21 protein-coding genes are annotated in these 22833 nt (G+C 63.0%); 15 read left to right on the top strand and 6 right to left on the bottom strand.

Going from position 1 to position 22833, the window contains the following annotated elements:
- Positions 1-375 precede the first annotated feature (375 nt).
- The 4 genes from ACVMIH_RS02940 to ACVMIH_RS02925 all read left to right on the top strand — a co-directional run bounded on the left by ACVMIH_RS02940 (position 376) and on the right by ACVMIH_RS02925 (position 5660).
- Positions 376-2913 carry a CoA transferase gene (locus ACVMIH_RS02940; protein ID WP_456860693.1) on the top strand — a complete coding sequence of 846 codons (2538 nt, stop codon included), beginning with the start codon at positions 376-378 and terminating at the stop codon, positions 2911-2913.
- Between the two features lie 45 nt (positions 2914-2958).
- Positions 2959-3621 carry a flavin reductase family protein gene (locus tag ACVMIH_RS02935; protein WP_456860691.1) on the top strand — a complete coding sequence of 221 codons (663 nt, stop codon included), beginning with the start codon at positions 2959-2961 and terminating at the stop codon, positions 3619-3621.
- A gap of 49 nt (positions 3622-3670) precedes the next feature.
- Positions 3671-4390 carry a hypothetical protein gene (locus ACVMIH_RS02930; protein ID WP_456860689.1) on the top strand — a complete coding sequence of 240 codons (720 nt, stop codon included), beginning with the start codon at positions 3671-3673 and terminating at the stop codon, positions 4388-4390.
- Between the two features lie 406 nt (positions 4391-4796).
- A complete protein-coding gene (locus ACVMIH_RS02925) occupies positions 4797-5660 on the top strand; it encodes a LysR family transcriptional regulator (protein WP_456860687.1) in 864 nt (287 codons plus the stop codon).
- A 201-nt stretch (positions 5661-5861) separates the two neighbouring features.
- Here ACVMIH_RS02925 and ACVMIH_RS02920 read toward each other — a convergent pair whose 3' ends face one another.
- From ACVMIH_RS02920 to ACVMIH_RS02905, 4 genes are all read right to left on the bottom strand, one after another.
- Complete coding sequence (locus ACVMIH_RS02920) at positions 5862-6653, bottom strand: crotonase/enoyl-CoA hydratase family protein (RefSeq protein ID WP_456860685.1); 792 nt, start codon at positions 6651-6653, stop codon at positions 5862-5864.
- Positions 6654-7712: 1059 nt separating this feature from the next.
- Positions 7713-8102 (bottom strand): cupin domain-containing protein, encoded by a 390-nt coding sequence (locus ACVMIH_RS02915; RefSeq protein ID WP_456860683.1) that lies wholly within the window; start codon positions 8100-8102, stop codon positions 7713-7715.
- 62 nt (positions 8103-8164) lie between these two features.
- On the bottom strand, positions 8165-8917 hold the full coding sequence (locus tag ACVMIH_RS02910; RefSeq protein WP_456860681.1) for an SDR family oxidoreductase: 753 nt from the start codon (positions 8915-8917) through the stop codon (positions 8165-8167).
- Positions 8918-9124: 207 nt separating this feature from the next.
- Positions 9125-9703 carry a hypothetical protein gene (locus ACVMIH_RS02905; protein WP_456860680.1) on the bottom strand — a complete coding sequence of 193 codons (579 nt, stop codon included), beginning with the start codon at positions 9701-9703 and terminating at the stop codon, positions 9125-9127.
- Positions 9704-10702: 999 nt separating this feature from the next.
- On the opposite strand from ACVMIH_RS02905, the gene ACVMIH_RS02900 reads away from it, so the two are divergent.
- A complete protein-coding gene (locus ACVMIH_RS02900; RefSeq protein WP_456860678.1) occupies positions 10703-11041 on the top strand; it encodes a hypothetical protein in 339 nt (112 codons plus the stop codon).
- On the opposite strand, the gene ACVMIH_RS02895 is transcribed toward ACVMIH_RS02900, so the two are convergent.
- A complete protein-coding gene (locus ACVMIH_RS02895; RefSeq protein ID WP_456860676.1) occupies positions 11021-11980 on the bottom strand; it encodes a helix-turn-helix domain-containing protein in 960 nt (319 codons plus the stop codon). The two genes, ACVMIH_RS02900 and ACVMIH_RS02895, sit on opposite strands and share 21 nt — an antisense overlap.
- A gap of 343 nt (positions 11981-12323) precedes the next feature.
- On the opposite strand from ACVMIH_RS02895, the gene ACVMIH_RS02890 reads away from it, so the two are divergent.
- The 10 genes from ACVMIH_RS02890 to ACVMIH_RS02845 all read left to right on the top strand — a co-directional run bounded on the left by ACVMIH_RS02890 (position 12324) and on the right by ACVMIH_RS02845 (position 20532).
- Positions 12324-13277: a helix-turn-helix transcriptional regulator gene (locus tag ACVMIH_RS02890; protein ID WP_456860674.1), complete on the top strand. Its 954-nt coding sequence runs from the start codon at positions 12324-12326 to the stop codon at positions 13275-13277.
- Between the two features lie 56 nt (positions 13278-13333).
- Positions 13334-14008, top strand: coding sequence for an SDR family NAD(P)-dependent oxidoreductase (locus ACVMIH_RS02885; protein ID WP_456860672.1), 675 nt, complete (start codon positions 13334-13336; stop codon positions 14006-14008).
- Between the two features lie 212 nt (positions 14009-14220).
- A complete protein-coding gene (locus tag ACVMIH_RS02880; RefSeq protein ID WP_316398780.1) occupies positions 14221-14484 on the top strand; it encodes a hypothetical protein in 264 nt (87 codons plus the stop codon).
- A 97-nt stretch (positions 14485-14581) separates the two neighbouring features.
- On the top strand, positions 14582-14884 hold the full coding sequence (locus tag ACVMIH_RS02875; RefSeq protein ID WP_316398779.1) for a hypothetical protein: 303 nt from the start codon (positions 14582-14584) through the stop codon (positions 14882-14884).
- A gap of 112 nt (positions 14885-14996) precedes the next feature.
- Complete coding sequence (locus ACVMIH_RS02870; RefSeq protein ID WP_316398778.1) at positions 14997-16214, top strand: NAD(P)/FAD-dependent oxidoreductase; 1218 nt, start codon at positions 14997-14999, stop codon at positions 16212-16214.
- A gap of 76 nt (positions 16215-16290) precedes the next feature.
- Complete coding sequence (locus tag ACVMIH_RS02865; RefSeq protein ID WP_456860669.1) at positions 16291-17223, top strand: MBL fold metallo-hydrolase; 933 nt, start codon at positions 16291-16293, stop codon at positions 17221-17223.
- A 70-nt stretch (positions 17224-17293) separates the two neighbouring features.
- Positions 17294-18094, top strand: coding sequence for an acetoacetate decarboxylase (locus tag ACVMIH_RS02860; RefSeq protein ID WP_456860667.1), 801 nt, complete (start codon positions 17294-17296; stop codon positions 18092-18094).
- A 29-nt stretch (positions 18095-18123) separates the two neighbouring features.
- On the top strand, positions 18124-19299 hold the full coding sequence (locus tag ACVMIH_RS02855; RefSeq protein WP_456860665.1) for a DUF3734 domain-containing protein: 1176 nt from the start codon (positions 18124-18126) through the stop codon (positions 19297-19299).
- A gap of 33 nt (positions 19300-19332) precedes the next feature.
- The gene (locus ACVMIH_RS02850; RefSeq protein ID WP_456860663.1) at positions 19333-19737 is read left to right on the top strand and encodes a hypothetical protein; all 405 of its coding nucleotides are present in this window, start codon (positions 19333-19335) and stop codon (positions 19735-19737) included.
- 12 nt (positions 19738-19749) lie between these two features.
- Positions 19750-20532, top strand: a complete 783-nt coding sequence (locus tag ACVMIH_RS02845; protein WP_456860661.1) for a 3-hydroxybutyrate dehydrogenase — start codon at positions 19750-19752, stop codon at positions 20530-20532.
- 404 nt (positions 20533-20936) lie between these two features.
- Here the strand turns inward: ACVMIH_RS02845 and ACVMIH_RS02840 are convergent, their stop codons facing one another.
- Positions 20937-22613: a winged helix-turn-helix domain-containing tetratricopeptide repeat protein gene (locus tag ACVMIH_RS02840; protein ID WP_456860659.1), complete on the bottom strand. Its 1677-nt coding sequence runs from the start codon at positions 22611-22613 to the stop codon at positions 20937-20939.
- Positions 22614-22833: the final 220 nt, after the last annotated feature.

Here is a 22833-nt window from a genome sequence, read left to right as displayed (position 1 = left end):
TTCCGCGAACGATCGAAAGGCCCGTGGTGGTTCAGCCGCGACAGGCGGCGGCCGGCCGGCTCGATCTGGCGTGCACGACGGCGACACTAGGGCAGACGACGGCGCAGCGCCCCGCACAGCTACAGAAGAACCGGTCGGCGAAGCCATGAGCTCCTCGATCATGCACGCATGGTGTTGATTGAAACAACCCGAAGCCGGTTTATGCCGCAAAGGCAATCGCTAGGATTATCGCAATTTGCTCCGAATAGTCCGAACCAGGCGCAATTCGGCACGAAGATTCAAGCTGCAAGGCAGCCCCGCACGAGCAATCAGACGCAAGCCGCCCGGCGCGGGCGATCGGGCGCAAGAAGGCGCAAAACAAGGGAGTAAGGAACGATGGCCGTGAAATCGCCTGCGGAACATCAAAAGGCCGACCGGCAAACTGTGTTCGCCCCATTGGAAGGTGTACGTGTCCTGAACCTTGGTGGCATCTGGGCTGGGCGGGTCGCGTCGATGCTTCTTGCAGACCAGGGCGCGGATGTCATTGACATCAACAAGCCGGGCGGCGCGGCCATCCCTGCGCGGGCGCTTCTGTCCCGCGGCAAGCGCGAGCTTGAGCTTGATCTTGCCTGCGACAGCGGCCGCGGCCGTGCCGTTCGCCTCGCTGAGACGGCTGATATCGTCATCGACAATCTCGGCCCCGGGCGAAGTGCCAGATTCGGGCTCGACTACGAGACGCTGAAGCGGGCCAACAATCAACTGGTCTATATTTCGATGCCTGCCATTGCGTCGGGCACGCCCACCTCAGGGCAAGGCCAGTGGGAGGCCGCGGTTGCGGCATCCGTCGGCGTCTTCACCGATATCCATGCGCTGGGGCCAGTCCTCGGAGGCAGGCCGAACTTCACCGCGCTGCCGATGGCGTCCGCCTATGGCGGCGTGCACGGCGCGATCGCAGCGTCTGCCGCCTACCTGCACCGGTTGAACACCGGGCGAGGCGCTCACGTCGAAGTCCCCTTGCAGGACGCGCTGCTGTCGGCAATGGCGCTTTTGATCATGAGGATCGAGAACCAGCCGCAATATTTCGACCTGCCGCCGATCGACAAGTCCATGAGCGAGGTTGCCCTACCGATCCTGCGGGATCTCGAGGCCCATCTTGCGCCAAAACACCGCGCCGCGATCAAGTCCCACCTTGCCGGGGCGGCGCAGCCCTTCTTTGCCAATCATCGCTGCAAGGATGGCCGCTTCATCTTCATCAACGCGATCGGTCATGTCCATCAGCCGAGGGCTTGTCTTGAGGCGCTCGGCCTCCTCAACGATCTGATCGCCGAGGGCATCACGGTTGCAAGCCCATATGATGTCGCGACTGCCGGCAGCAATGTCAGCGATTCCGGCGGCCTGTCCGTTGCCTGGAGAAAACGCATCTTCGCGCTGATGTCAGAACGACTGCTGACCAAGACCGCGGCAGAGTGGGAAGCTACGCTGCAGGCGGCCGGCGTTCCCGTCTCAGTGGTCCGGAGCACCGAGGAGTGGTTGAACTTGACCGCGGCACTCGAGGCCGGCTGTGTCAGCATGCTCTATGATCCACGGTTCGGCACGACGCGGCAGGCGGGCCGCTTCGTCACCATCGCCGGCGAAGGCCTGCACTCGCCGAGGCTCCGTGCGCGCAGCGAAGGCCATGGCGAATGGTTGCGATCACGACTTGCCCCGGCCGGCGCAGTGAAAGCCGGCGGCGCGAATATCCTCGAAGGTCTGCGCGTCATCGATCTGTCGAATGTGATTGCGGGACCGGTTGCCGCGCGGACGCTGGCCGAGCTTGGCGCGGATGTCATCCGCATCGACCCGGTCCATCCCCAGGCAGGGCCGCGCATGACGATGTGGTTCGGGGTCGATGTCAATCAGGGCAAGCGCGCCGTCATCCTCGACCTCAAATCCGAGCGGGGGCGACGCGCCTTCCACCGGATGGTGCGCGACTGCGACGTTCTCGTGCACAACTTCCTGGATCGATCGCTCGAGGGGATCGGCATCTCGGAACAGCAACTGCGCCGGATCAATCCCGAGCTCACGATCTGCCAGATCAGCGCGTGGGGCGGCCCGGACGGAGGTCCGTTCAAGGATTTTCCAGCCTATGACCCTGTGCTTCAGGCTGCGACGGGCATTACAACGCGGTTCGGCTCGCCAGAGGCCCCCGTGATGCACGGCCTTGCCTCCTGCGTCGACTACATCACCGGCTTCTCTGCAACGCTCGGCATGCTGCACGCCCTGATCGCGCGCAGGCTCGGCCGCGGTGCGTCTGATGTCAGAACCTCGCTCGCCATGGGGGCGCAGCTCGTCCAGTTTCCCTTCATGGTGCAAGCCGACGGTGTCGAGCAGCAGGTGCCTTCCGGCCAGGACACCCAAGGCTACGGCGCGCACTACCGGCTCTACCGTGCCAAAGACGGCTGGATTGCATTGTGCAGCCGTCCGTCCGAGCTTGGCAGGATCGCAGGTCTGCTCAATAGCGCCGACAACTCCGAGGCGGCAATCAGCGCGGCGATCGAAGGGCTGTCAACGCCTGAGATCTCAAGGCGCATCAGCCCGGTCCCGTCGGCCAGCGCGACTGCCGTGACCCGGCTCGATCAATTGCGCGACGCCATCCTGATTCCGGAAGCATCGCAAGCCGACCGGCAGCTGGACGGGCGTCCCTTGCTGATGATCGAACGCGAGCATCCAAGTGGCCACCGCACGGCCCTGCCCGTTCCTTCATGGTATCGCTCGGCCATCGTGCCGCCCGCGCTGCTGGCGCCGGCGCCAAAGCCCGGGAGGGATACCGAGGAGGTATTGGCCGATCTCGGTTACAGCCAGACCGAAATTGACGAGCTGATCGCTGTCCGCACGGCCGCAACCGCCTGGCCGATATCGCCTGACTATTTCCCAAAGGTCCGCCGCGACGCCTGATCGCTCTGCCGGCACATCGTTCGTCTCCAGTTATGGACCTGCATCATGTTGTTTGACTTTCACCGTCTTGAGCCGATCGAGCGCTATAAGCTGCTGCTGGCCACCGTGCTGCCCCGGCCGATCGCCTGGGTCACGACCCGCGACAGGGCGGGCGCAGTCAATGCCGCGCCGTTCTCGTTCTTCAACGTTTTTGGCTCGGATCCCGCAACCGTTGGCATCGGCATTGGCAGCCGCTCGCCTGGTGAGCCCAAGGACACCCGGCTCAACATCCGCACCAACGAGCAGTTCGTGGTCAACCTCGTCCCCTATTCGCTCGCCGAACAGATGCGGATCACGTCGATCGCCTTCCCGAACGGCGTCGAGGAGCCGACCGAGGCGGGACTGACGCTCGCGCCCGGCGAGTTCGTGGCTATTCCAAGGATTGCGCAGGCACCAGTCGCGATGGAGTGCAGCTTCATGCAGGAGATCGCGCTCGGTTCGTTCAGCCTGGTGCTGGGTCGGATCCATTGCATGCATATCGCGGACGAAGCGGTGATCGATCCTGACCGCAAGCACATCGACGCCGAGAAGCTCGATCTGATCGGACGCATGGAGGGCGGATGGTACGCACGCACGACAGCGCGCTTTGAGCTGCCCAACATTGCGCTTGAAGACTGGATCCGGGACGCGGCGAACCAGCGCGCGCGCCAAACGCGGGCAGCTGATTGACGTCAGCCTATCGTCGAACAACCAGATCGATGCCCACTCGGAGTTTGCCATGCTCGCTTTGCTCAACGACATCCTTGATGCCCATGGAGGCCTTGCAAGGTGGAACGCACTCTCCAGAGTGACGGCCACCATCGTGACCGGGGGCGAGCTCTGGGGCATCAAGGGCCTCATTCAGGACCAGAACCCGCGGCAAATGACGGTGTGGTTGCACGAGCAGCGCGCATCGGTCCAGCCGTTCGGAGCACCGGATCAGAGAACAGCCTACTCGCCATCCCGCATTGCGATCGAGAAAACCGATGGCACGCTCGTCGCCGAGCGGCAGGATCCGAGGGATTCGTTCGCAGACCATCAGAAAACGACGCCGTGGGACGGGCTTCATCGCGCCTATTTCAACGGCTATGCCCTGTGGACCTATCTGACGACCCCGTTCCTGCTGAGCCTGGAGGGGGTCGGCATCACCGAGATGCCCGCCTGGCACGAGGGGCCGGAGCGCTGGCACAGGCTGCGTGCGCGCTTTCCTGCCGGGCTTGCTACCCACAGCACGGAGCAGGACTTCTTCTTCGACAGCACACTCCGGCTCCGCCGGCATGATTATGCCGTGGACGTTGCCGGCTCTTTCCCGGCGGCCCAGCTCGTCCATGACTATGGCGAGGCCTGTGGCATTCGCTTTCCAACAAAGCGGCGCGCCTATCAGCGCGACCAGGATGAACGCGTTATCCGGGATCCGCTGATGGTGTCGATCGACCTGAGCGAGTTTCGGTTTTCGTGAGCTGGCCGACACGGGCATCGATCGAGGCGACAACATGAGACTGACATGAGACCGGCCCGCTGCTCTCCGGGTCGTGCTAATGAAAAATGGCCTGCCGGCAAATACCGGCAGGCCAAGTTGGAAGACGTACGCCGCGGCAGCAGACACCGGAAGCGCTTGCGCATGCGGCCGACGGACATTGCCTTGATAGCGGCGTGCTCGGATCCGATAAAGCCGGCCGCAGTTGTTTCTGTGTGAACGCGTGGTCAATATTGTATGGTGTTGACGGCCCTGCTCGACCCGTGTCGCCTCTGCTCCGGTTGCGCGACTTGATTGCTCAACATTCGTCAACAATACTGTGGCTCATCGGACGCGCTTCGCGCGCCGACCAACGATCTGGCTTCTGACCGTGGACCGACTGACCAGCATGGCGGTGTTCGTCAAGGTGGCCGACCTCGGCTCCTTTGTTGCGGCTGCCAAGGAACTGCGGCTGTCGCCAACCATGATCGGCAAGCACATCCGGTTTCTCGAGGAGCGACTTGGCTCCCAATTGATCAATCGGTCGACCCGCCGGCAGGGCCTCACCGAGCTCGGTCGGAATTACCTTGAACATTGCCGTCATCTGCTGGAGGCAGCCGAAGCCGGTGACGTGCTCGCCGAGCACGCCCTGAAGGCGCCACGGGGCAAGCTCCGGATCACAACCTCGGTGGCATTCGGCTCATACAGCCTGGCGCCAGCGGTGGTTAGGTTCATGAATAAATACCCTGAGATCAGCGTAGAGATTGTCCTGAGCGACCGGATGCTCGACCTGCTCGAGGACGGCATCGATGCTGCAATCCGCTTCGGCAAGCTCGGCGACTCAACGATGATGTCGCGCTCGCTCTCGTCCTACCGGGGCCTGGTCTGCGCCGCGCCGAGTTACCTTGCCGAGCGCGGTATGCCGGTCTGCCCGCAAGATCTCGCTCACCATGACTGCTTGCATTTTGGCGGCTGGGCGGAAGGCCAGCGCTGGACCTTTTTCGGGCCGGATGGTGAGGTGGAGGTTGAGGTCAAGAGCCGCTTGAGCATCAACAGCGCGTTCGGGATAAGGTACGCTGCACTCGCGGGCGCGGGTATCGTGCTGATGCGGGATGAACTCCTGGTCGACGACGTCGCGGCCGGCCGCCTGGTGCACCTCTTGCCGGAATACAAGACCGCTTCGCGCGAACGGCATATCGTCTGGCTGAAGAACCGCCGGATGACGCCGAAGCTCCGGGCCTTCATCGATTTTATCGCCGAGGTCTACGGCTAGCCTCCGCCAGCAAAGTTGCAGCTGGTCCTTCAAGCCTGCCGGTAAGGCCGCGCCCTCGACACGGTCGCCGCCCATGTTGCCCGATGCCTCCATCTCAGTAGCGGCACGGAGCAGAGGTGGCGTAAGGAGCGCAAACTCTGCCGGCCAAGCCGAACATGCGGCGTGCCCGGCTTGTCGACCGGTGGGGCATAGCTCCGCCTGTCACCGTCCCTTGAAGGAGGCCGCCCTTCGCTCGACAAAGGACTGAATACCCTCCAGCATGTCCTGGCTGTTGAAGACGCGCTGCTTGATCTCGGGAATATAGCCGACAGCCTCGCGTTCCGCGGCGTCGATGTACTTCAGCGCCGCTTCCTTGGTCACCTGAATACCGAGCGGCGCATTCCTGGTGATCAGCTGCGCGAGCTCCATGGCCCGCTCGATCTGCTGTCCCGGCTCGACGATCTCCTGCACGAAGCCGATTCTGCGCGCTTCCTCGGCATCATATTCGTCGCAGAGGAACAGGTGATACATCGCGTTGCCCCACCCTGCCCTGGTAAGATAGCGAAAATGGGCACCCCCGAGGGGAGCAATCCCGCGCCTTGATTCCATCTGACAGAAGCGGCTATCTCTGGCCGCGACCACGATATCGCCTGCAAGCATCATCTCGACGCCGATCGTAAAGACGATGCCTTGCACGGCGGTGATGATCGGCTTGCGGCAACGCCGCTTGAGTGCGAACACGTCGACGTTCTGTTCCGGGATGTCGACCTTTTCTGCCTTCGGGCCGAAGAACTTCGGCATGTCGAGGCCTGCCGTGAAGTCACGGCCCTCGGCGCAGATGACGCCGACCCAATACTCGTCGGTACGATCCAGCACCGTCATGGCTTCCGACATCTGCAGCATCATCTGCGGCTGAAAAGCATTCTTTTTCGCCGGGTTATCAATGATGATCTTGAACACATGGCCATGCGCCTCGGCGCGAATGCGCCCCGTCTCGACCTTTTGCTCGCCCACCGCGTCTCTCCCTCGCTTCCGTTGTCTGAGCCCGTGAAGCAGTCGTCCTGTCGATTTCGCGCTCGCCCTAACAAGATTGGCAAACGGCACTGAAGCGCCTGACGTCCCTCGGTCCACTGGCAGCGCCCGTGGTACCTGACCTCCATAGTGAATGATTTTGGACCGATAAAGTCAGCGCCGGTTGTTTTGCCATACACCGTCGGTTTGCGATCACGTAACGCATTGAGAACTCTGCGGGTCTTAATATCGCCCCGGGTTCGCTTCAGATTGGCAGTCTTCGAATTTACTTTGCAGTCTCAGTCCAGATTCTGACAATCTCAGTCCAGATTCTGACAATTCACAGCTTTCTCGCTTGTTGAGATCGTTACAGAATTCTCCGTTGTCAGAATGACCGTCGTGCCGGCTGCAAACCCGCGACACGGCGTACGCGCCGCCTTAGGCCGACAGCAACGGCGCCTTGGTTCCTAGTTTTCGGAAGTGAGCTGGGGATCTCAGCGAGGCCAAGTCCACGTGCTTCGCTGCTGGGCGCCCCGTCACCTCCATCCAGCGACAGCCAGCGTTAGCTAACGAGGGTGAGTTCAATCCATCATGGAGGAATTTGAGCTAGTGAGAGTATTTCAAGAGTAGCGCCATCAAAGAGCGTCCGCCCGTCTCGCGCTCACAGCTGGCGACCCTTGCCCTCCGAAGGCAAAGGTCACACGTTCGAATCGTGTCGGGTGCGCCAACTATCCTTATCGTCCAAAATGATGCGCGTGTTCTATCTCGATCTACAGCGCGCACGGGATTGTCTGAGTAAGCAACCTGATCAAAATCGCCACTGCTAGGCGACGCCGATCGGGCCGAACTGCGAGTCGTCTGGTGCACGCCCTGATCGGAGTATGGACAGGCTGTCTGTTCTCCGTCACAAGCCAATTTCAGGCGACTAGGCCAAGTCCCCTCCACGTCTAGGTGTAGGCATCTGAGCAGGCGACGCCATTGTTCCGTAAGGGCAACAAGCTGACTCATGCGGGGCAGCAACAACGGGCGCAGCGCCAGTGGCGTACTTGGGTTGCATCTAGATCACTGTGCGGGCACGAGCGCCGGGGCGCCCTTGTCCTTGATCAGGAGCACCAGGAATTTCGCCGGCTGAGTGGCGCTCGCGTTCCGGTCGACGACATGAACGTCGGCAGGGCCTTCATAGAAGGACTGTCCCGGCGTCAGTGTCACCTCTTGTCCGCCCTTCAGCTGCATCACGACGGAGCCTTCCAGCACGTAAACAAACCCATGTGCATTGTGCCGATGGATGGCGCTCGAGCCGCCGGGTGCATGCTCGACCGAGATCATCAGAGCTTCGCGGCCGGGACTCTCCGCAAGGTCCTTGGACATCAGTGGCGCGACCTTCGGCTGCTGAGCCACCGCCGTGCCGGCCGTGAGGCACAGAAGAATCAATGCCGCGAGTTTGATCGTCATGGTCGCCTCCTTAGTTCGCCCGGGATCCGCCCCTGAGAGACCGGGCGCACCTCCCGTGGAGATCAGGCCGCTGCCTTTGAGCGGCGGATCCATTCGTCCAAACCGATGCGGCCGAGGCGCGCCTCGCCGAGCGGCACGAGCGAGTGCTCGCTGACCCGGCCGCCCCAGTATCGGGCCTCGGGATCGCTCACGACCTCGCGCGGATCGCCAACCGCCTTGAGATAGCGGGAGATAATTTCGTTGAACGGGGCGCGTTCCGGCCCTGCGATCTCGACGATGCCGCCACGCGGCGGCGCGAGTGCCACATCGGCAACGATGGCGGCAACGTCGTCCGACGCGATCGGCTGGAACAGGATGGGCGGGAGCCTGACTTTGTTGCCGTCCACGCTTGAATCGGCGATGCCGCCGAGGAACTCCATGAACTGGGTTGCGCGGACGATGGTGTATGGGATGCTGGAGGTCTCGATCAGTTTCTCCTGGGCGACCTTGGCGCGGAAATAGCCGTTGTCGGTCCGGTCGGTCGCGACGATCGACAGGGCGACATGGTGCCGGACGTTCGCTGCGGCCTCGGCCGCGAGAAGGTTGCGGCCGGAGGTCTCGAAGAATTCCAGCACCGCCTTGTCTTCGAATGAGGGCGAGTTGGCGAGGTCGATCACCACCTGCGTGCCCGCCATGGCCTCCTTGAGTCCTTCGCCGGTGATGGTGTTGATACCGCTTCGGGGCGAGGCGGCCACGACCTCGTGCCCGCCTTGGCGCAGAATGGCGACGGTCTTCGAACCGATCAGGCCGGTACCGCCGATCACAACGATCTTCATGGTGATCCTCCGTTGTCGTTAGACGTGCTCAGGTTCTAGCTTCAAGGGATCATGAGCGCATCGCTCTACGGTCGTTCGAGCGATGTTGGGGCGGGCGAGAAGCGAGATAAACTCACCCGGCCGCATTCAACGATACCATACGCGAGGCTTTGCCGGCGGTCCGTGATCGGTCAACAAGGTTGATCGATCTGCAGCCGCCCGAACGACTCATTTGCGCGTTGAGAGGGAGCGTGTGCCCCAGGCTGCCGGGTTCAGGTCTTGTTGGGGGCGCATGTCGGCGGCGGCCGGCGCCGGGCGGTAGCGCCGGATCGCGCCGATGATCACGACCACGAAGGATACCAGCACGATGCCTTGGACGATGGCGAACGGCGGCTCGGCCGGCGGCACGCTTGGGGCCAGCGCATGCAATGCCGGCACTTTCAGGAAGGACTGGATCACCAGCACGAAGACGTTGAGATACAGCGAGAGGAGCGCAGTGAGCACGTACATCCAGCGCCAAGATCCCGCGAGCCTCCTGCCGTAAAGCCCAAAACAGGCGATCCCCGGCAGAACCAGCGAGAGGATGGAAATCATGTGGGACGGCAACAGCTTATCGAACAGCAGCGGGGGAATCAGAAGCCCCGAAGCGCTGGTCAAGATGGTGGATGCAAGGAAAACGGCGGTGAGGTTCGGCATCCGCTTCGAGCCGAGCATCCCGAACATCACGACCAGGCCCGCCCCGATTGCAACCAGGCTGATGATCACGTGGACCATTGTGAACGTCGCCAAGCTCATACCCAGCATCATGATGCGCCTCCGAATTCGATCCAAGCCATCGTCGCCTCCATCTGTTTCGTAGGCCCACCGTTTAACGGATCGAGCGTACGCGTGCCCCAGAGGGATTGAGGCGGTTGTAGAGATATTGCTGCTTAGTGGACGCCCTCGACAATTTCCGGGAGTTTATGCATACGCGAGGGTCCGCAGCGGACGCTGCAAGTGACCGGGTGCGATCGAATCCGGGCAGCCAGGCCGGGGCCGCTAACCGGTGCAGCCGATAGGCGGACGCGCAAGAATGGCAGCAATCGCTCTACAGCCAGGGCAATCGCTCTGGCGCGGCGGCACCTTCGGTCCGCTAAATCATCTCCGTGCCCATATTGACGCACGGATGAAAGATGATCCGAAAAGCATCATCGTACCCCGCAAGCCGCGCCACAGACGCGGTAACGGCCGGCCCGGGCAGCACTACCCGCCCGCGTGAGCGGCCCGAACCTAGCTTCAGGTCGAAACTGCCGTGACCAAGCGCTCAGCAAAACGACCGACAGGTTTTACGGAGGGCCGATGCGTCCGCGGGACGTATATTCCCTCGGATCGGGCGGCGGAGATCACCAGATCGCTGAGCTTCACCGGCCCATCGCGCGTGCTGGCGCAATTCTCCGCGGACGATGGCTTTCCAGGCACGGCGGCTGCCGAGAGCGGAGTGCTGCGGCACTTTGCTTTCAGGCTCGGAGACGTTGACGGGCGTTCCGACATTCTCACGCAGAGCGCCCCGATACACGATGCGAGAATGCTCGAACATATGCTGCCTTTCGTAGACACGCGCACGTCCAATGGCGGGCCGGGCGCGAAGAGCAACGCTTTAACCTCCGCCAATCGTGAAAAGCCGCGTCAAGCGAACTTTCCCACCGCCGGGGGCCAGCGAGGGAGCTTTGCCCGCACCATCTTCTGGGGCGTCCACGCGTTTCCCGCTACGAATGCCAAGGGTGAAACACGGTTCATCAAATTCAAGGTCGAGCCGGCGGGGAAGTCATGCTGTCCGAGGACGAAGCTAGGACAAAGTCCGTCGACGTCTGGAACGATGATCTCGAGCTGCGGATCACGGCACGCGATGTCCGCTTTAGCGTGCTGGCGGTGCTCGATCGTCCTAGCGATCCGATAATGGACGCCGCCATCCGCTGGCCGGACGAGGACAAGCGCGAAGCGGTGCGGCTGGGCACGATCGTCATCACCGGTTTGGAGACGAACGAGGTGTGGAAAGGGTTGGCCTTCGATCCGGCAAATCTCGCCGAAGGCATCGGGCATCCGCCGGACGCGGTATTTGCGGCCCGCTGCGCCGCCTACGCCGCATCACGGACCGGGGGGCGCTGACCTGACTTTCCATGCTTCTGCTTCCGTCGAACCCAGTTTTTCGCGGCGCCACGCGCCGGGACTCACACCGGCGGCGGACGAAAACACCCGCGTGAAATGACTTTGATTGGCGAAGCCGGCGGATATCGCGATTTCCGATAGCGGCAACTCGCGAATGGCCATCAACTGCTTGGCCACCTTGACGCGCTGCCGAAGCAGCCACCGGTGTGGCGGCAGACCGGTGGAGACACGGAACGCGCGGGAGAAATAGCTGACCGAGAGGTCGAACTCGGCCGCGATCTGCTGCAGCGAAACCGTTCCTGCGAGATTGGCTTCGAGCCTTTCGCAAGCTCGCCGGACCTGCCACGGAGCAAGGGCGCCGCGTGCGGGCTTGCTGACATGCAGGCCGCCATAGGCCTCGGCGACGTGCGCCGTGAGCGCAAGCATCATGTGATCGACGAAAAGCTGGTTCGCTTCGGATGGCCGGCGCAATGCCTGCATGAGCGAAGCCACGATATTGCGAACGATTTCGTCGCGGAAGCCGGTGCCGAACTGGCAGTCGAGTTGGCCCACGCGCCGCGCGCCGGCCTCTTGCGCGACACCGTTAAGCGCCAGCGCCGGCAGGTAGAAGTGAAGGGAGTGGAACGGCCTTTCGATCACGAAGCGCGGATTGTACTTCAGGTCGTAAAGGTACGTCGTGCCCGCCTTCACGTCGGGCCTGACCACGCACTTGCCCCGCTCCCAATATTCGCAGTTGGGATAGTCGCGAAGTTTCAAGCTGACGATGTACGCGTCTTCGAGGGGAATTTCGCCGCAGAGACCGTGAACGGGATTGTCGTCCCGAGTTTCGGTGACGGCGACGTTGACACCTCGGATGGACCGAGTGGTCAGCGATGACGGTGCCTCTCGAAGGCGAAGAAATTCGCTGTACTTCTGACCGTGGAAGCCGCTCTGCGCCATGGGCCGGTCCTGCTGGCCGTGCCGGGCGGCGGATGTCGTCATCCCCGCACGGTGCGTGGACTATCGGACGCCAGAAAGCGGTCGTCCAGCATTCGTCGAAGTTTCACTGCCCTCTCCGACACGCAAGAACGTCAGTGGTGCTGACCATCTCATGTGCGGCGCCTCGTGCACGGACCATGGCCCGGTGCGGCAACGGAATGCGATTTCGGGCGCCTGCCAGCACATCGGCGGTTCAGCATTGGACAATCCGGGGCGAATTTGGGCAAGACGCCGCATCGGACTGCGGCTAGAACGGATAGGTCGAAAGCTCGATCCGGGTGCGCCTCAACGACGAGGACGGTCCATGAGCAGTCCACGCTTGAAAGATACTTCGCACAATCAGCGGGACGCGACTCCGGCACCGCCGCGCGATTTTCCGATCGGCGAGCAGCGCCCGCACGCCGACGAGGAAATGACGCGCGTGCTGAAGATGGCGCCGCTGCAGATGGCATCGGATCCGTCCAGCGGCGTGATCACCTTCTGGAGGCATGATCCCCTGCACGACGTGGTCAAGCCGATGGTCGATCATGTGATCATGGCTTTTCCCGCCGAGCCGGTTCGATTCGAACGCCGCGACGGAAAAGCGTTTTTGAACGGAATGACGCGTCCCGGGACCGTAACGGTCATTCCGGCGGGTTCATCCTCGCGCTGGGATATCTACCAGCCCTTGAGCGTCGTCCACCTCTACCTTCCGCAGACAACGCTAGAACGCGTTGCCCACGAAGCCGGAACGGCCGCTCCCGGCGACCTTGTGGAACGAACGGCGCATCCCGACCCCATTACAGCCCGATTGCTGCTGAGCGCGGCGGACGCCCTGGAAGGCTGCGCCGCGCTGGATTCGTTGTTCAGGCACCAACTGAGCGATCTTCTGGCCACGCGATTGCTCGCCGCGCACGCCGGCTCGCCGGCAACGTTCCAGCCGGTCATGGGCGGGCTGTCGCCCAAGGTACTCAGTCGCGCCATCGAACGTCTGCGTTCGGATGGCGATGCGGACGTCTCGCTTGCGGCGCTTGCTGCCGACGCCGGCTTGTCGCGCTTCCACTTCTGCCGCGCCTTCAAAGAAAGCACCGGGCTCTCGCCGCATGCCTGGCTGCGGCAGCGCCGGCTCGAGCAAGCCATGAACATGCTGCGCGATACCGACGTGTCGGTCGTCTCGGTCGCAGCCGCGCTCGGTTATTCCACCCAGACCGCCTTCGCCGCAGCGTTCAGGAAACTGACCGGCGAAACCCCCAGCGATTGGCGGAGACGCATATCGTGATGGTTTCGGCGACCGTGGTTTAACGTTTCAAGTACAGCGTCGAAAGGAGAGAGGCAATGAAGACATTTCTTAGCATCGGCGCGGGCCCGGGGATGGGTTTCGCGACCGCCGAACGGTTCGCCAAAGAAGGTTTCCAGGTGGTTATGGCCGCCCGCAGTCTCGCCAGGACCAAAGAGCTGGCCGAGAGATTGACAAGAAAAGGATACAAGGCGGACGCACGACGGGTAGACTCAAGCGATCCGAATGGCATCGCGGAGCTGGTCGCTGAAGTTCAGAAACAGCGCGGCTCGATCGACGTCCTGCACTACAACGCCGCATCCGCGCGCAGGGCGGCTCTGTCTGAACAGCCTCGCGATAGCTTCAACGAGGATCTCGCCGTGAACATCGGAGGAGCGCTCGTGGCAGCGCAGGCTGTCGCTCCGAAGATGGAAGAGCAAGGATCGGGTGCGATCCTGCTGACGGGAGGCGGCTTCGCACTCGCTCCCAGCGCGGACTTTCTTTCGATCAGCATCGGCAAGGCCGGCATTCGCGCCCTGGCCCACGCACTTTTCGAGCCGCTCCGGGACAAGGGAATTCACGTCGCGACGGTGACCGTCTGCACCCTCGTGTCTCCGGAATCGAAGGAGGCCTCGGCGGTGGCCGAGCAGTTCTGGCATCTCTACAGCCAGCCCAAGGACTCCTGGACGGTCGAAACCAGCTACGCCCCTGCGGCACATGAAAATGCTGCGTGATACGGACGAGACGTCCTCCTAACGCAGCCGCACTGGGGCCGTTCCTCGCCGGCCACATTCGTCACCGGAGGTGACCGCAATCCCGAGCGATTGCCGCACCCGCATGAGTTGGCAGCAATCGCTCTACAGGTAGGGCAATCGCTCTGGGGCGGCCGCAGCTCAGATACGCTAGATCATCGCAATGCCCACATCCAACCGGATGGAGAAGAAAGATGATCCGCAAGAGCACCGTCGATTCCCGTGCGATCGCACTGCATTTTTCGAACTGGTCCACAATTTCCGTCTTCGCCAGCAAGACGGCCGAGACCGTATCCGACTTCGCCGTCGTGGTGCGCAACCTGGTCATGGACATTCGCGACAGCTACCGGCCCGAGCTGCACTACATGCGCGGCCCCGGCCCCAAGTGGCGCGCCAAACATCAGCCCTGGCTGGCGTTCGACGCTGTCCCGAGCGACCGGCGCAAACGCGTTCATTAGCAGCAATCGCGCGACAGGTACGGCAATCCCTCTGGGGCAGCGCTACGCGGGGCGGACTAGACCATCACCGTCCAACGAACGCCATTGGAGATCGACGATGATCCGGAAAACCTTCGTCAACCAGCTTGCAATCACATCGCGCCGGCGCGGTCTTGCCACAGCGGTCGTGTACGGACTTTCGCTGTCCGTGCGCTTCACCTCGGCAACCGGCGAAGAGGTGGAGATCCCGGTGCAATCCCTGCAGAGAACCTATACCGCGATCTCCATCACGACTCGGGACCGCCCTTGGCTGCCCTACCAGGATTGGGTTCTGGGCTCGGCTCAGCCCGTCGTTCTTCGACAAGGCTGGTCGCTGAAGTCTCCGATGTCAGCGCGCTCGCCGGAGTGCCTCCCCCCATAACGGGCTGACGCCCTCGTTTAACGCCTTCGCGTCGTCGTCGATCGCCGCCCTTGGTGAAGGGTGGCGGCGGTAGCGCGCGGACTTTCGGAAGTCCAAACCAAGGAGCAAAGACATGAGATTAGTCATCATCGGCGCCGGCTTCGCCGGCATGTACGCCGCCCTCTCCGCCGCCCGCCTGCGCGACATCCGGGGCGTTTCGCCGGAAGAGCTCGAGATCGCGCTGGTTTCGCCGGAACCGACGCTCGTCGTGCGCCCCCGGCTGTACGAGCCGAAGCCCGAGACCCTGACGGCGCCGCTGCTCGATGTCCTCAACGCCATCGACGTCAACTACGTGCAGGGCAGCGCCGAGACGATCGACACCAAGTCCCGCTCGGTGCAGATCGCAACTGGCAAAGGACCCCGGAAGACGCTGTCCTACGACCGCCTGGTCGTAGCCACCGGCAGCAAACTGTTCCGTCCGAAGATTCCGGGCCTCGCCGAGCACGGGTTTGCCGTCGACTCGCTCGATGACGCGGTGGCGCTCGACAAGCACCTGAAAGGCCTCGCCAAGCGGCCGGCTGTGAACGGCCGCGACACCGTCGTCGTGGCGGGCGGCGGTTTCACAGGCATCGAGGCCGCAACCGAAATGCCGGCGCGGCTGCGCGAGATCTTCGGCAAAGGGGCCAAGCCGCGCGTCATCATCGTCGACCGCAATCCTGCGATCGCCCCCGACATGGGCGAAGGGCCCCGCCCCGTCATCGAGGACGCCTTGCGCAAGCTCGGCGTGGAAACCCGGCTCGGCGCCGGAGTCGCCTCGCTCGACGAGTCCGGCGTCACGCTCTCCAGCGGCGAGCACATCGAAAGCGAGACCGTGATCTGGGCAGCCGGTATTCGCGCCGCGCCCTTGACCCAGCAGATTCCCGCCGAACGCGACAATTTCGGCCGGCTGCTGGTCGACCGCGATCTGCGCGTGCCGGGAGTGAACGGCGTCTTCGCCACCGGCGACGCCGCGCGCGCCGCCTGCGACGGCGACGGCAATTACGCGCTGATGTCCTGCCAGCACGCCACGCGGATGGGCGCGTTCGCAGGCAACAACGCTGCCGCGGAGCTGCTGGGGGTACCGACCAAACGCTACCACCAGGAGGGTTACGTGACCTGCCTGGACCTTGGCGAGGCCGGTGCGCTCTTCACGACTGGCTGGGAACGCAAGGTGGCCATGGTTGGCGACGTAGCCAAGAAGACCAAGCAGGAGATCAACACCGTTTGGATTTATCCGCCGAAGGCCCAGCGCGCCGCCGCGCTCGCCTCGGCGGATCCGGAGCGTGTGACCGACGTGACTGGCTTCCTCTAGACCCCTTCACGCGAAACGGGTCGCGCTTCGTGCTGGCTGCGCGGCCTGCTCCAGTGAAACCAGCCAGCAGCCATACATGAAACGGGAGACGAACATGAACCTGCACATGACTTCACCCTCCGCTGGACCAAAGGTCGACGAGTTGGTCCCGTCGCGCTACGCGCTGACGATCGGCAACATCGACGTGATGGTGGTCAGCGACGGCGTGCTGCTATTGCCGGGTGCGATGCTGGCCCACAACGCCGAACCGGCGGTGCGGGCGGCCTGGCTGAAGGAGAATTTCCTGCCGCCGGACGCGTTCGATTGGGCGCTGAACGTGGTCGTGGTGAAGAGTGGCGGCCGGACCATCCTCGTCGACGCCGGGATGGGGACGGAGTTTCCGGACCTGGAGAAGGCCGGGCACGTGATCCCTCGGCTCGAGGCAGCCGGTGTCGAGCTCACGTCCGTGACCGATGTGGTGCTGACGCACATGCACATGGATCACATCGGCGGACTACTCATGGACTGTGTGAAGGAGGCGCTGCGTCCTGACCTTCGCATCCACGTGGCGGCTGCCGAGGTCAAGTTCTGGGAGGATCCCGATTTCTCCAAGGTCGCCATGCCGGACGGATTTCCGGACGCGCTTCGCAAGACGGCCAAGAAGTTCGCGGCTGAGTATCGCGACCAGTTGCGGACGTTCGAGGATGAGTGCGAGGTCGCCCCTGGCGTGCTCGTCACGCGTACAGGTGGCCACACGCCGGGGCACAGCATCGTTCGCGTGACGTCCGGCGGCGAGCAACTGACATTCGCCGGCGACCTTGTCTTCACGGTCGGGTTCGAGCACCCCGACTGGTTCAACGGCTTCGAGCACGACCCCGAGGAAGCGGTTCGCGTTCGTATCAAGCTGTTGCGGGAAGTGGCTGAAACCGGCGGTCTGCTGGTGGCCACGCACATGCCGTTCCCATCCATCGGACATGTGGCGGTTGCGGGCAATGCTTTCCGCTGGGTGCCGGCCGTCTGGGACTACTGACCGCTATCGGGCCGCGCTTCGACGGCGGGGCGCGGCCCTTTCACCTGGATCAATCTGGAGCTCGACGACGATGAAACTTGAGACCGTGCGCGCGAGCGCGTTCGCCATGCCGCTGACGAACCCGGCCTTTCCGCCCGGCCCCTACCGGTTCGTCAACCGCGAATACTTCATCATCCAATACCGCACCGATCCGGAGGCATTGCGCCGCATCGTGCCCGAGCCGCTGGAAGTGACCGAGTCGGTGGTGAACTACGAATTCATCCGGATGCCCGACTCCACCGGGTTCGGCGACTACACCGAAAGCGGCCAGGTCATCCCCGTGTCGTTTCGCGGCCAGGCAGGCGGCTTCGTCCACCAGATGTTCCTCAACGATCATCCACCGATCGCCGGCGGGCGCGAGTTGTGGGGCTTTCCCAAGAAGCTGGCGCAGCCGAAGCTCGCCGTCGAGATCGACACGCTGGTCGGCACGCTGAACTACGGCTCGGTGCGCATCGCGACGGGCACGATGGGCTACAAGCATCGCGCCCTCGACGCCGCGACCGAGGCAAAGAAACTCGCCGGGCCGAATTTCCTGCTCAAGATCATCCCGCATGTCGACGGCACCGCGCGCATCTGCGAGCTGGTCCGCTACCACTGCGAGGATATCGCCGTGAAGGGCGCGTGGACCGGGCCGGCTGCGCTCGACCTCTACTCGCATGCACTTGCGCCCGTCGCCGAGCTGCCGGTGCTGCAGGTGCTGTCGGCCAAGCACGTCGTTGCCGATCTTACGCTCGGGCTAGGCGCCGTGGTCCACAACTATCTCAGTCCGGCCGTGGTGGCGCGCTCGCGGGAGACCGTTTCCGAAATCCCGATCGGAGCCGACGCCGGTTGAACCGTCAACACCATCCAAGGAGCCCTGCAATGTTGAACGTGATGCGCGAACAGACCCATCCGGTAGCGCAGCAGACCCGGTCGCTGCCCTACGACGTCGTGGCGTTGGTCCTGCAGGGCGGCGGCGCGCTCGGCGCCTATCAGGCCGGCGTCTATGAGGGCTTGCATGAGGCCGGGATCCGGCCGAACTGGCTGGCCGGCATTTCGATCGGCGCACTCAACGCTGCCATCATCGCCGGCGCCCCGGAAGAAGAGCGCGTGGAACGGCTGCGCGAGTTTTGGGAGATCATCTGCGCCCAGTCGATCGAATGGCCGGCGGGAGAACGACTGGCCAATGCCCTGCCTTTTGCCTTCGACATACACTCGATCCGCAGTGCGCTGGCGGCGATGCGGGCCCTGGTTCAGGGTCAGCCGGGCTTCTTTCGGCCGCGCTTCCCTTCCCCGCTTTTCTCGCCGTTCTCTGGCGATGCGGCGACCAGCTTCTACGACACCGCGCCCCTGCACCGGACGCTGGAGAGGCTCGTCGATTTCGACCGGCTGAATTCCGGCGAGGTGCGCGTCAGCGTCGGCGCGGTCAACGTCCGCACCGGCAACCTGACGTATTTCGACACCGCCGAACGCCGGCTCTGCCCGAAACACTTCATGGCCTCGGGCGCCCTGCCGCCTGGGTTTCCTGCCGTCGAGATCGAAGGCGAGCACTACTGGGATGGCGGGGTGGTCTCCAACACCCCCTTGTCACGCGTGCTGTCCGGCGAGCCGCGGGACACTCTGACGTTCCAGATCGACCTTTGGTCGGCCAGAGGCCGCGTTCCCTACGACATGATGGAGGTGTCGAGCCGTCAGAAGGACATTCAATATTCGAGCCGCACGCGCGCTGTCACCGACCAGGCGCTGCGCATGCAGAAAATGCGTCAGGCGCTGCAGCGGGTGATCGAGCGACTGCCCGAGGCCGCAAAAAGGGATCCGGAAATCCGCGCGATCGCGGATATGGCCCGCCATCGCTCCCACAACATCATCCACCTGATCTACCAGACCAAGCTCCACGAAGGTCATTCGAGGGACTACGAATTCGGACTGAGCGCGATGCGCGCCCACTGGCAGAGCGGGTTGGAAGACATCCGCCGCACGCTCGCGAACGGACGGCGCCTCGATCCGCCCCCGCCCGAGCTCGGCATCGTCACCCACGACATCCATCGCCGCGATTGAGCTTTCGCGTCGCCCTTATATCAGGAGAACACCATGCCGACCCTTTCCGACGCTCCCGAGCAGAACGCCGCGACGGAGCTTCGTCCACCGCCCGGGCGATCTGCGCCGGCACGTTCCGGCGCCGCCTCGTGGACGATCATCCTGGTGCTCGTCCTGCTCCTGGTGGCCACCGATTTCGTCGCCTACGTCAGCTGGACGCTTGCTGACGGGATCGAGGTTTCGGCAGCCGGCTACGTCACCATGGCTGCCGGCGTGCTGTTCTCGCTCGTCGTCGGATGCGGGCTCACGGCCCTCATCTTCTGCAGCAGTCGGAACGGGTACGACGAACCTCCCGTGCTGATCGGCTCGGACGCGACTCAGAAGCGAACGAATCGACCGACGATTGAATTGCAGGCCATTCGGACGGACCGCAAGCTTCCACTGCAAGATCGACGTTGAAAGGAATCTGCCATGTTGAAGGGCAAAGTAGCCGTCGTCACTGGATCGACCAGTGGCATCGGACTTGGAATCGCCAGGGAGCTCGCCAGGCTCGGTGCCGATATCGTGCTCAACGGTTTCGGCGACGCGAATGAGATCGAAAACATCCGCAGCGGCATAGAGCGCGATCACGGCGTGCGCTGCGTCTACGATGGCGCCGACATGTCGAAGGGCGTGTCCGTGCGGGGATTGATCCATGCGACCGTCGAAAAATTCGGACGTCTTGACATCCTCGTCAACAATGCCGGCATCCAGTTTACCGCACCGGTTGATGAATTCCCGGCCGCCAAGTGGCAGGCCATCCTCGATATCAATCTCTCGGCGGCATTCCATGGAATCTCGGCCGCCGTGCCGCAGATGAAGCAGCAGCGTTGGGGGCGGGTTGTCAACATCGCCTCTGCGCACGGCCTCGTCGCCTCGACCCACAAAGCTGCCTACGTGGCCGCCAAGCACGGCCTCGTCGGCCTCACCAAGGTCGTCGGCCTCGAGACCGCCGGAAGCGGCGTGACCTGCAACGCGGTCTGCCCCGGCTGGGTGCGAACGCCCCTGGTCGAGAAGCAGATCAGCGACATCGCCACGCAGCGGGGCATCAGTCAGAAGCAAGCTACCGAGGAGCTTCTCGCGGAGAAGCAACCGTCCCTTGATTTCGCATCTCCCGAGCAACTTGGCGGCACCGTCGCCTTCCTGTGCTCGGCCGCGGCAGACCAGATCACAGGCACGGCAATCTCCGTCGATGGCGGTTGGACCGCGCGATAGGCGCGAGTGAACCGGCACGGGCTTCAAACATAGCGGGACCTGCCCACGCAGCAGCATTCCAGCGTGAAGATGCGCTTCGCGCTTCTCCCCCGACAATAGCCCTTTTTTGGAAACTCATGATGAACGTGGATCCATCAAGATGTTGATAACCATCCTCGCAATGGTCAGCACAAGTATCTTCGCGGCGCATGCTATCGACGCCTTGCAAACAAGCCACCCCGCGGAGGAACCCGACTTCTCGAAAGCGGACTTGCCGCGGCGCTAACAGACGCCAGTTGGCTCACACGGCTTGACGTTAGCCACGACATGAGGCGCGCCTCACCTCACGGCCGAGTCTGAAGAAACGGCAACCCGAGCGCATCCGCTCGGGGCCATTGGCGGCGCGAGCATCTTGGCTGGGATGATCATTCGGGCAGCCCTGCTTGCCGCAGCCCTTCTTCATATCGCGCGACGTCCTTGGCGCGTCGATAAGGGCCAAGGACGTCTTTGAGATTAGAAAGGCGCAGCGTTGGACTGAGTTCTCGCAGCCGAGCCACTGCCTTGCGTGCCTGCTCCTGGCGGCCGGCCATTGCGTTGCTGGCGGCGGTGATACGCAAGCCAGGTCGGTAGTCCGGGCTGCACTGCAATGCCATTTCCGCCCACGATGCCGCTTCGTCATAACGGTCCGAAAAAAAATGTGCGTACGCGGTCCCGGCCCGCATGCCCATCAGCCACGGATCGAGTGGGCTCAGACGAATGGCGCGTGCGAAGCGCTCGATCGCCGCTTCCGGCTCGCCGAGCCAGATTTTTATCCATCCGCCGAAATTCCATCCTTCGCCCAGGTTGGAATTGAGCGCCAGCGCGCGGTCGACCAAGCCGGCACCTACTCCGAGCTCCCCAACGACAAACGCCAACGCATTCCCGCCGGCGGAGAGCGCAATGGGGTCATTCTTGCCCAACTCGACGGCCCGCTGAGTGAGCGTCTTTACTTCTGCAATTGCATTCGCCGTGTCCGTGATCCAGCCGTTGATTTTGGCGATGAGGTAGCAAGAGGCTGCACGACCGTAGGCGGTCGCAAATTCCGGGTCGAGCTCGATTGCCCGTTTGAAAAGACGCAATGCCTCCTCGTTCGCTTGCCGGTTGCCAAACTGATGGAGACCGGCCAGACCGCGCAAATAGATGGCGTAGGCATCGAGACTGGCGATCGGCTTGCGTTTGGCGCGCTCGATCTCAGCCTTTTCCACCGCGGGCGCGATCGCCCCGACAACGCTCTCGGTCACCTGGTCCTGCAATTCGAAGATGTCGCCGAGCTCGCCATCGAAACGGTCCGCCCAAATATGCGCTCCGGTGGCGGCATCGACGAGCTGTCCCGTGATGCGCACCCGGTTTGCCACCTTGCGAACGCTCCCCTCCAACACGTAGCGTACCCCGAGCTCACGCCCCACCTGTTTCACGTCGACGGCCCGCGCCTTGTAGGTGAAGCTTGAGTTTCGGGCGATGACGAATGGCTCCTTGAAACGGGACAGCGCCGTAATGATGTCTTCGGCCATTCCATCGGCAAAGTATTCCTGTTCGACATCGCCGGACATGTTCTGAAACGGAAGCACCGCAATGGAAGGCTTGTCCGGCAGCGGAGGCGGGCTCTCTGCCTCGGCAAGAAGAAATGGGGCAGCCTCTCGCACTCTAGTAGGCGCATCGACCTCAAAGGCCCTGATTGTCTCCTGGATGCTCTCTACACGTGGAACGCCAACCTTCCGACCCGGGTCCGCGACCAAGGTTCGTGTCGGCAATTCTTCCTCGGTGATCTGGCCAACAAAGCGGAGGCCTTTGCGAGAAACCGTCCGGATCAGGCGTTGCTCTTTTCCGGTGTCCCCGATCGCCTTGCGCACGGCATTGACGTGGCTGGTCAGCGTGGATTCGGACACGATCCGTCCTTCCCACACCGCCTTCAGAAGATCGTCCCTTGTCACGACCTGTTCGCGGTTTTCAACCAGGAAGAGCAGCAGGTCGAACACCTTCGGTCCAACGGGGACGAGTTCGGAGCCTCGCCTGAGCTCGCGCCGCCCGGCATCCAGGCGATAATCTTCAAACAGAAACGGCACTTGTGATCCTTCTTGGACAAGAAGCCAAGGAAAACTCAATCGCAATTCGGGCCGGCTACAAGGTCTTTTCCGCTGAAAACTGTACACATTTTCATATCCTTCGGGAACAAGGGTTCTGCCCGCCCTGCACCCGACGCGCACTGACGTGCGCATCCCCCCTACGAACCCAGCCAGGCCAAGTCACAGCCACAACCTGCATTCCCGCTGAGGCGAGCATACG

The organism is Bradyrhizobium sp. USDA 4503 (assembly GCF_054055815.1).
This window is presented reverse-complemented; position numbering and strand designations above follow the sequence as displayed.

Excerpts from the sequence above, each read along its gene's own strand:
- ACVMIH_RS02880 (WP_316398780.1), top strand. The coding sequence starts at position 14,221 with ATGATCCGCAAGAGCACCGTCGATTCCCGTGCGATCGCACTGCATTTT.
- ACVMIH_RS02900 (WP_456860678.1), top strand. The coding sequence starts at position 10,703 with ATGCTGTCCGAGGACGAAGCTAGGACAAAGTCCGTCGACGTCTGGAAC.
- ACVMIH_RS02935 (WP_456860691.1), top strand. The coding sequence starts at position 2,959 with ATGTTGTTTGACTTTCACCGTCTTGAGCCGATCGAGCGCTATAAGCTG.
- ACVMIH_RS02865 (WP_456860669.1), top strand. The coding sequence starts at position 16,291 with ATGAAACGGGAGACGAACATGAACCTGCACATGACTTCACCCTCCGCT.
- ACVMIH_RS02940 (WP_456860693.1), top strand. The coding sequence starts at position 376 with ATGGCCGTGAAATCGCCTGCGGAACATCAAAAGGCCGACCGGCAAACT.
- ACVMIH_RS02870 (WP_316398778.1), top strand. The coding sequence starts at position 14,997 with ATGAGATTAGTCATCATCGGCGCCGGCTTCGCCGGCATGTACGCCGCC.
- ACVMIH_RS02850 (WP_456860663.1), top strand. The coding sequence starts at position 19,333 with ATGCCGACCCTTTCCGACGCTCCCGAGCAGAACGCCGCGACGGAGCTT.
- ACVMIH_RS02895 (WP_456860676.1), bottom strand. The coding sequence starts at position 11,980 with ATGGCGCAGAGCGGCTTCCACGGTCAGAAGTACAGCGAATTTCTTCGC.
- ACVMIH_RS02930 (WP_456860689.1), top strand. The coding sequence starts at position 3,671 with ATGCTCGCTTTGCTCAACGACATCCTTGATGCCCATGGAGGCCTTGCA.
- ACVMIH_RS02855 (WP_456860665.1), top strand. The coding sequence starts at position 18,124 with ATGTTGAACGTGATGCGCGAACAGACCCATCCGGTAGCGCAGCAGACC.
- ACVMIH_RS02845 (WP_456860661.1), top strand. The coding sequence starts at position 19,750 with ATGTTGAAGGGCAAAGTAGCCGTCGTCACTGGATCGACCAGTGGCATC.
- ACVMIH_RS02890 (WP_456860674.1), top strand. The coding sequence starts at position 12,324 with ATGAGCAGTCCACGCTTGAAAGATACTTCGCACAATCAGCGGGACGCG.
- ACVMIH_RS02925 (WP_456860687.1), top strand. The coding sequence starts at position 4,797 with ATGGCGGTGTTCGTCAAGGTGGCCGACCTCGGCTCCTTTGTTGCGGCT.
- ACVMIH_RS02910 (WP_456860681.1), bottom strand. The coding sequence starts at position 8,917 with ATGAAGATCGTTGTGATCGGCGGTACCGGCCTGATCGGTTCGAAGACC.
- ACVMIH_RS02875 (WP_316398779.1), top strand. The coding sequence starts at position 14,582 with ATGATCCGGAAAACCTTCGTCAACCAGCTTGCAATCACATCGCGCCGG.
- ACVMIH_RS02915 (WP_456860683.1), bottom strand. The coding sequence starts at position 8,102 with ATGACGATCAAACTCGCGGCATTGATTCTTCTGTGCCTCACGGCCGGC.
- ACVMIH_RS02905 (WP_456860680.1), bottom strand. The coding sequence starts at position 9,703 with ATGATGCTGGGTATGAGCTTGGCGACGTTCACAATGGTCCACGTGATC.
- ACVMIH_RS02885 (WP_456860672.1), top strand. The coding sequence starts at position 13,334 with ATGAAGACATTTCTTAGCATCGGCGCGGGCCCGGGGATGGGTTTCGCG.
- ACVMIH_RS02860 (WP_456860667.1), top strand. The coding sequence starts at position 17,294 with ATGAAACTTGAGACCGTGCGCGCGAGCGCGTTCGCCATGCCGCTGACG.